This is a genomic window from Mycobacterium sp. NAZ190054, from assembly GCF_001545925.1.
Classification (GTDB): domain Bacteria; phylum Actinomycetota; class Actinomycetes; order Mycobacteriales; family Mycobacteriaceae; genus Mycobacterium.
Genome location: NZ_LMVQ01000453.1, coordinates 1 through 1,450 on the forward strand (window position 1 = coordinate 1; position 1,450 = coordinate 1,450).

The window sequence follows — 1,450 nt, forward strand, 5'->3', positions numbered from 1 at the left end:
GGCCGTTACCGTGATGTTCGGCGTGGAGATCGCCGTTCCGTTGACGCTCCTGGCCTTCCTGCGGCTGGTCACGGCGGAGAGCTGGCGTACCACGCTGTTGACGACCGTGCTGGGGTCGGCGGCGTTCCTCGGTGCGGCGATGGCCGGCGACGTCGAGGGCCCGCTGCGGCTCGGGCACTGGGTGCTGTTCGCGGCGGTGTCGGTGCCGTCGGTCGCGGCGTTGATCCACGCCGTGCTCCGGCGCTCGCAGCCCGGACCGGTGGTGGGCTTCGTCGTCGTCGCGACGCTGTTCTTCGCGCTCGGCAACGCGATCCTGGTCATCCCGCTCGGTCTGGTGCCGAGCTGGCTGGCGTTGGCGTCCACCGGTTTCGACGTCGCGCTGCTCGGCATCGCCGTCGCGATCGGAGACGCATTCGACGAAGGGCACTCGCTGCGCCGGGACATGTTGCGCTCGTTCGCCGGCACCGCCGTCGTCGCCGCGCTGTTCGGCGGGCAGCTGCTGATCAGCCTCGCCGTGTCGGGGCACAGCACCACGCTGGCGGTGCTGCTGTTCACCAGCCTGGGCCTCGCGATCGCGATCAACGTGCTGGCCGATCCGCTCGCCGGGCTACTGGACCGGCTCGCGTTCTTCCGTTCACCGGACCTGCGCGCCGACCGTGCCGCGCTGCGCAGCACCGAGGCGGCGCTGCCGCTGCGCTCGGGCAGCCCGCTCGACGGCATGGACGAGGAGACCTTCGTGCGGGTCACCCGCCGCGCACTGGGCCACTACGGCGACCTGTCCAAGCTCGTCGCGAGCCCGCTGACCGCGCTGCCGGTGATCGACGAGCGGCTGGCCCGTCGCGGCGCGCCCGACCAGCCGCTGGAACGCGCCAACGAGCTGCGGGCGCTGCTGGCCGAGCGGATCGCCGCCCTCAAACCACGCGACGCCGGGGACTTCGGCACCACCGAACAGTGGCGGCACTACAACGCGCTGTACTTCCCGTACGTCGTCGGCGTCCGCGCCTACGCGCAGAACGCCACGGCCGCCGGACTCGACCCACCGGCCCGGCAGGCCTGGCAGTGGTTCGTCACCGAAGTGCCGCAACGGTCGCTGCACAACTGGCAGAACGCCGCCGCGCGCGTCATCGCCACCGACCTGCGCAGCAACCTGGTCGCCGTACGTTAGCGCTCTGACCTGCGGTTGGCAGCGTTTGGCAGTGTCCGGCGTCGATCTGGCAGTGCGGTGGGCCGACGCTGAGTGACATGACCGCCATCACCACTCGGCACCGCCCGGCAACCCACTCCGAACCGCAGCTGCTGCGCTTCGCGTTGCGCGCCGACGCCACCCTGTGCGCCGGTGTCGGCCTGTTCGTCGCGATGGCCGCCGACCCGCTGGCGCGGTTGTCGGGCCTGACCGCGACGGCCGAGTGGATCGCCGGCGCGGCGCTGGTCGCCTACGGCGCGCTGCTGT

Annotated in this window: 1 protein-coding gene and 1 pseudogene; both read left to right on the forward strand. The window is 72.1% G+C overall.

Annotation, left to right across the window (positions count from 1 at the left end; all coding sequences use genetic code 11):
- The coding region (locus tag ASJ79_RS24060; protein ID WP_067960885.1) for a hypothetical protein at window positions 1-1,165 on the forward strand (1,165 nt) is incomplete at its 5' end.
- A 77-nt stretch (window positions 1,166-1,242) separates the two neighbouring features.
- Window positions 1,243-1,450, forward strand: a pseudogene (locus ASJ79_RS24065) (hypothetical protein); the annotation flags it as partial.